The 6,502-nt window shown below is 67.4% G+C and carries 4 protein-coding genes; all 4 read right to left on the reverse strand.

The genetic code is table 11. The features are described from left to right. Positions 1-310 precede the first annotated feature (310 nt). Complete coding sequence (locus H5T65_13570) at positions 311-2,968, reverse strand: tetratricopeptide repeat protein (protein ID MBC7260258.1); 2,658 nt, start codon at positions 2,966-2,968, stop codon at positions 311-313. Between the two features lie 567 nt (positions 2,969-3,535). Beyond that, the gene (locus tag H5T65_13575) at positions 3,536-4,348 is read right to left on the reverse strand and encodes a DUF92 domain-containing protein (GenBank protein MBC7260259.1); all 813 of its coding nucleotides are present in this window, start codon (positions 4,346-4,348) and stop codon (positions 3,536-3,538) included. Positions 4,349-4,441: 93 nt separating this feature from the next. After that, positions 4,442-6,316, reverse strand: a complete 1,875-nt coding sequence (locus H5T65_13580) for an ABC transporter ATP-binding protein (GenBank protein ID MBC7260260.1) — start codon at positions 6,314-6,316, stop codon at positions 4,442-4,444. Between the two features lie 56 nt (positions 6,317-6,372). Next, positions 6,373-6,502: ABC transporter ATP-binding protein (locus tag H5T65_13585; protein ID MBC7260261.1), on the reverse strand; the 130-nt coding region annotated here is incomplete at its 5' end.

The following is a 6,502-nucleotide window of genomic DNA, read 5'->3' on the forward strand; positions in this document are numbered from 1 at the left end:
CGCAGGGATTGGTGCGATTCGCGGTTGCAACCCCGCTTCCGGCGGCTATGGAAAGCCGCCCTACGTGTCCTCTGTTCTCCATTCGCGTGGATTCGTGTTATTCGCGGTTGCAACCCCGCTTCCGGCGGCTATGGAAAGCCGCCCTACATGTCTTCTATTCTCTATTCGCGTGGATTCGTGCGATTCGCGGTTGCAACCCCGCTTCCGGCGGCTATGGAAAGCCGCCCTACATGTCTTCTATTCTCCATTCGCGTGGATTCGTGCGATTCGCGGTTGCAACCCCATTCGCGCGGATTCGCGCGATTCGCGGTTACAACTCCCGCAGGGCGGCGCGGATGGCCTCGGCCCACGCGTCGGGCAGCGCCGACAAATCCACGTTCTCCTCGCCGATGAGGATGCGGCGCAGGGCCCGGCCCAGGGCGCGGACTTCCTCGGGCAAGCGGGGGTCGGCGGCCATCTGGGTGCAGGCGTTGAAGAGCGCCTCGGCCTCGGGGCGCTTGTGGCGGGCGGCCTGGATGGCCAGGGCGATGAACTCCTCGGGGGTCATGGCCTGCGCCTGCCGGTCGGCCTCCCCCGCCTGCGCCAGCCAGTCGGGGAGGGGCTGGCCGGCAACCTTCTGCCACAGCGCGCCGAAGCGTTCCGCGCCCGCCGCCGCGCGCCAGGCGGCAAGGATGCCCGCCACCGCCTGGGCGTCGGGCGTTGCGCCAATCTGCTGAAGAGTTTGGAGGGACGAAAGGAGCGCCTTCAGGCCCTCTTCCTCGTCGCCGCGCGCAATGAGAACCTGCGCCAACATGGCGAGGGTGGCGGCCTTGCCTTGGCGGTCGCCCAGGGCCTCCAGGATGGCCAGGGCCTCCTGGTACAGGCCCATGGCCCGGTCCAGGTCGCCGCGGGTTACAAGCACATTGGCCATGGCGTGGAGGGTGGCGGACTTGCCTTTGCGGTCGCCCAGGGCCTCCTTGATTTCCAGCGACTCCTGGTACAGGCCCATGGCCCGGTCCAGGTCGCCGCGGGTTACAAGCACATTGGCCATTGCGTGGAGGGTGGCGGACTTGCCTTGGCGGTCGCCCAGGGCCTCGTCAATGGCCAGGGCCTCCTGGTACAGGCCCATGGCCCGGTCCAGGTCGCCGAAGTGGCGGAACAAGAACGCCAGGTGAAAGCGCAGATTGGACCCTTCCCCATCCTTCCGCAGGGCCGCTGCCCGCTTCATGTCCTCCAGCGAATAACGGGCATGGGGGACCAGGCCCGGATCATGCCATATGCCGCCATGGTCAAACCCGGGATAGCACCGCCACGCCAGCGCCCGCGACCAGGCGAACAGGGCCGCCCCGTCGGCGTCCAGCGAGCGGGCGAACTCGGCCAGCAGGGGGTGCATGCTGGGCTCCCGCTGCACGAGCGAAAGGGACTGCAGAAGGTCCACGGCGGCGCTGTAGGCGGCATCGTCCAGCCCGGCTGCCGCTTTCAACACCTCCCGGCGGAACGGCTCGTTGGGGATGGCGTACCCGGCCAGGAGGAACAGTCGCCGCGCGGCGTCATCATCCACCTGCGCCCACGACATGGCGAACGTGGCGGCCACGTCCTTGTCGTGCTGGGTGGGGTTGGGGTTATTCTTGCGCCAGTTCTTCAGCGAGGGGTGGTCCAGACGGAGTTGCCGCAGGTACTCGTCCACCGTGATTTCGGGCACGTGCGCCAGGTAGGCGGCGGCCAAATCCAGCGCCAGGGGCAGGCCGCCCAGGCGCTCGTGAAGGGCGCGCCGCTCGTCGTCGGTGGCCCTTTCGGGGGGCAGGACGCGCGCCAGGAAGCGCAGGCTTTCGTCTTCGGTGAACACCTCCAGCGGGAGCGGCTCCACGCCGAGGGCGGTGTCCCACTGCGTCTGGCGCGAGGTAACCAGGATGCGGATGTGGGTGTGGCGCAGGCGCGGGAGCCAGTGGGCGGCGGCGTTCAGGTCCTCCAAGTTGTCCAGAATGACGAGGCGCGGGCCGCTTTCGTGCCAGGCTTTGAGCGTAAGGGCGGCCTGCTGGGCCGTGTCGTCGGGCCAGGGTTGCAGGCACATGGCCCGCCCGCATTCGGCGATGGAGGCCTCTATCTGCTTGCGAATCTCGTCAGTCGGGGCCGGGGCCGAGCCGTCTGGCGCGGGCTTGTTGGCCAGTACCCAGTGGACGCCCAGGAAGCGGTAGCCGTATCGCCAGGCGAATTCCACCGCCAGTTGGGTCTTGCCGATGCCGCCCATGCCCACCAGCGCCCGCTGGTTGATGACCATGCTACGGTCTTCGGCCACGAGGGCCTGGCACAGTTTTTCCAGTTCGGCCTCGCGGCCCGTGAAGCGCGGGTTGGGCAGGATGGGGAGGTGGGAGCCTGGCGGCAGGTCGCCGGGGAGGGTGGGCGACGGCGGCGCGGCGGGGAGGCCCCTCTGCGTGAGGAGGGCTATAATCTGGTCCAGGCGCTCGCGCAAATCCGCGTGCTCCGCCCGCGTGTCGCGGCGCAGGTCAAGGAGCACCTGCACGATGACGGGCAGCGCGAAGTCCTCCAGCAGGCCCACGGAGCGGAGGAGCGCGTCGGTGTACAGGCGGGCGCCCGCCTCCACCTGCTCGGGCGCGAGGGGCAGCGCGGCCAGCCCCCGCCGCAGGACACCCTCCACCGCTCCGGCGTCCAGTGCCTCCGGCAGGCCGGCCAGAGCCTCTTGCAGCGAGGGCAGATCCCAGAAGCGCAGGGTGAAGGCCTGCTTCAGCCGGTCGTCCTTGCAGTGCTCCAGGAAGTACCGGTCGGCGCGTTCGGCGGCGCGGAGGAGTTGCGCGCGGGTCTCGCCCGCGTCCAGCCACTCGTCCAGGCGCTTCTGGACGCCCTCGCCCACGATGTCGGCCAGGGCCTCGCCCGCGGCGCCGAGGGCTTCCTCGCCAAGCCACTGCTTGGCCTGGTGCTTGAGCAGGGCGGTGAGCAACTTGCCGAGGCTCTTGGGCAGTTCCGACGGCATGTGTCCCTCCCGCGATGGTCTCGCCCAACTCTTGAACCAGTATACCCGCATTTCGCCCCGAAGTCAATGGGTTTTCGGGGCCAATTCCCGCGCCCGCTCGCCGCCATCCACAAATAGCACGAATCCGCGCGAATGGAGTTGTAACCACGAATAGCGCGAATCCACGCGAATGGAGAATAGAGGACACGTAGGGCGGCTTCCCATAGCCGCCGGGGCAGAGGGGCAGGTACGGAAACCCGCCCGCGTGCGCGGGGCGTCGTCCCGGGTGAGGGCCGGCGGGCCGCGCGGGGCTAAACCCCCGCGCTCAAGGAACAAAGCCCCTTCGGGGCTGGAGATAGCCCGCAGGGCTTCGCCCGTTCAGCCCGATGCTTCAGCGTCGGGCGCGATACCTTCGTCTGGATTCGTGTTATTCGTGGATAACCACCGCCCGCAGGGCTTCGCCCCTCACCCCCCGCGCCTTCGGCTCGTCCCCCGAGGAAGTGAGGTCGGCATGCCCCCACTGTTCCCCATTCGCGTGGATTCGCGGTTGCAGAGGCAGAGGGCGAGCATGGAGACGCCCCCGCTCGCCTACCGGATAATCGCCACAACCAGCGCGACCCCCACCCCGCTCCCCACCGCCGACGCCAGGAAGTTCACCCAGTCGTTGTTGAGCCACGCCCAGCCCCGAAGGGGGCGCGTGGGCGTCCCGCAGGCATGCACGCGGTGCTCGGTCTCCTTGCCGCACGCGGGGCAGTGGTAGATGCGCTGCACGGTGGCCCCGAGGAGCGAGTCGGCCAACGCCCCTGCCAGCCCGCCCACCGCTCCCGCTGGCAGGTACACCCACGGCGCGGCCAACCCCGCAGCCCAGACTAGAAGCGCGGCGCAGGCCCCGATGAACGTCGCGCCCGCCAGCGCCGCCTTCGTGCCCAGCAGCGACACGCCTCCCGACGTGCCAGGCGGCACACGCCGTCCCGTGGTGAGGAGCCGCGGGGGCCGCGCGGACAGAACGCCGATCTCGGTGGCCCATGTGTCCGCGTTCACCGCCGCCAGCGCGCCGACGAGGGCCGCGAACCACAGCGGCGATGGCCAAAGGCGAGAGGCCGCGGCAAGCAGCGCGCCCAGGCCGCCGTTGGCCAGGGCCTGGCCCATGTCGCGGCGGGCGCCCTTGGCGAACTTCTCGGCGACGCGCTCTTTGGCGCTGGCGCGAAAGCGCGACAGGGCGCTGGACGAGAGGAAAAACAGCACGAGGATCAGCCCCCAGTCCCAGCCCCCGAACGCAAAGGTGGCGGTGCCGACGAGCACGGCCCCCGCCACCCCCGAACCCGACAGCGCCCTGCGCCAGTAGCCCAGCCCGCCGATGACTAGGCTGAGCGCCAGCCCCATGATGAACCGCTGCGCCATGCCCCGCTCCGCCCAGAGACTATTTCACCGCAGAGAGCGCAAAGGAACGAATAGAATCGCTGCGTTCTCCGCGCGCTCCGCGGTGGAACCCTGTCAGACTACCGCCACGCGCTCAAACTGGCTGTAGTACAGTTCCGCATAGAACCCGTTGCGCGCCAGCAGTTCCTCCTGTGTCCCCTGCTCCACGATGTCGCCGTCGCGGATGACCAGGATGAGGTCGGCGTTGCGAATGGTGGACAGTCGGTGCGCGATGATGAACGCCGTGCGCCCCTCCATCAGCCGATACATGGCGTCCTGGATGAGCATCTCGGTGCGGGTGTCCACCGAACTGGTCGCCTCGTCCAGGATGAGAATCTTGGGGTTGGCCAGGACGGCGCGGGCGATGGTGAGCAACTGCATCTGCCCCTGCGAGATGTTGGACGCATCCTCGTTGATCACCATGTTGTACCCTTCGGGCAGGGTGCGCACGAAGTGATCCACATGGGCGGCGCGCGCTGCCGCGATGACCTCCTCGTCCGTCGCGTCTGGGCGGCCGTAGCGGATGTTCTCCATGATGGTGCCGTTGAACAGCCACGTGTCCTGCAGCACCATGGCGAAGATCTTGCGCAAATCCTCGCGGGCGAACTCGCGGATGTCGTGGCCATCCACCAGGATGGCCCCATCGTCCACGTCGTAGAACCGCATCAGCAGTTTGACCAGCGTCGTCTTGCCCGCGCCGGTTGGCCCCACGATGGCCACCTTCTGGCCCGGCCTGATGAGCGCCGAGAAGTCCTTGATCACCACCTTGTCCGGATTGTACCCGAAGCGCACGTGGCGGAACTCCACCTGGCCCTTCACGTCTTCCAGCCGCACGGGTTGGACCGGATCGGGCACCTCTTCTTCCTCGGCCAGGAACTCAAAGACGCGCTCGGCTGCCGCTGCGGTCTGCTGCAGGACGTTGGAGATGTTGGCGATTTGGGTAATCGGCTGCGTGAACGACCGCACGTACTGGATGAACGCCTGGATGTCGCCGACGGTGATGGCGCCGCGAACGGCCAGGTAGCCGCCCAGGATGCTCACGCCCACGTACCCCAGGTTGCCTACGAACCCCATCACCGGCATCATCATGCCCGACAGGAACTGCGACTTCCACGCCGAGTCGTACAGGACATCGTTGAGGCCGTCAAACTTATGGACGCTCTTGGCCTCGGCGTTGAAGGCTTTGACCACCACGTGGCCGCCGTAGGTCTCCTCTATGTGCCCGTTGATGTGCCCCAGGTAGTCCTGCTGCCGTCGGAAGTACCGCTGCGACCGACCGATGACCAGGCTGATGATCACCAGCGACAGCGGCACCATCAGCAGCGCTACCAGCGTCATCTGCCAACTGATGGAGAACATCATCGCAAGCACGCCGATGAGGGTCGTTACCGACGTGATGATCTGGGTGAGGCTCTGGCTCAGCGTCTGGTTCACCGTGTCCACGTCGTTGGTTACGCGGGACAGCACCTCGCCGTGCGTCGTCTTGTCAAAGTACCGGAGGGGCATCCGATTGATCTTAGCGGCGATGTCCCTGCGGAAGCGGTAGGTGATGTCCATGGACACGCCCGACATGATCCAGCCCTGGATGTAACTGAACAGGGCCGAGAGCAGGTACAGGAACAGCGCCGTGAGCAAGATGCGCCCGATGTAGTCAAAGTCAATGCCCGCGCCGGTGCCGGCGATCTGGGCCATCACGCCCTCAAAGAGTTTGGTGGTGGCCTTGCCCAGGATCTTGGGCCCCACGATGGAGAATATCGTGGAGGCGACGGCGAACACCATGACGACGGCAATGGAGATTTTGTAGGCCCCGAGGTACTGGATGAGTTTCCTCATGGTGCCCTTGAAGTCGCGGGGCTTCTCGCCCTTCATCATGGCCATGTGGCCGCCCCTGCCCATAGGGCCTCGCCCGACCATCGGGCCGCGGCCGCCGGGCGCTCCGGGGCCGATCATCGGCCCGCGCCCGTCTCCGGGACCGCTCCTGTTGGGTGCAGTGCTGGCTGGCATGCTCATGCGGCCTCCTCCCGCCCCAGTTGCGACAGGGCGATTTCGCGATAAACCTCGCAGGTCTCCATCAGTTCGCGGTGGGTCCCCTTGCCCACGATTCGGCCCTCGTCCAGAACGATGATCTGGTCAGCG

This window comes from Chloroflexota bacterium, assembly GCA_014360805.1.
In the GTDB taxonomy this organism is placed as follows: Bacteria; Chloroflexota; Anaerolineae; order DTLA01; family DTLA01; genus DTLA01.

Excerpts from the sequence above, each read along its gene's own strand:
- H5T65_13580 (MBC7260260.1), bottom strand. The coding sequence starts at position 6,316 with ATGATCGGCCCCGGAGCGCCCGGCGGCCGCGGCCCGATGGTCGGGCGA.
- H5T65_13575 (MBC7260259.1), bottom strand. The coding sequence starts at position 4,348 with ATGGCGCAGCGGTTCATCATGGGGCTGGCGCTCAGCCTAGTCATCGGC.
- H5T65_13570 (MBC7260258.1), bottom strand. The coding sequence starts at position 2,968 with ATGCCGTCGGAACTGCCCAAGAGCCTCGGCAAGTTGCTCACCGCCCTG.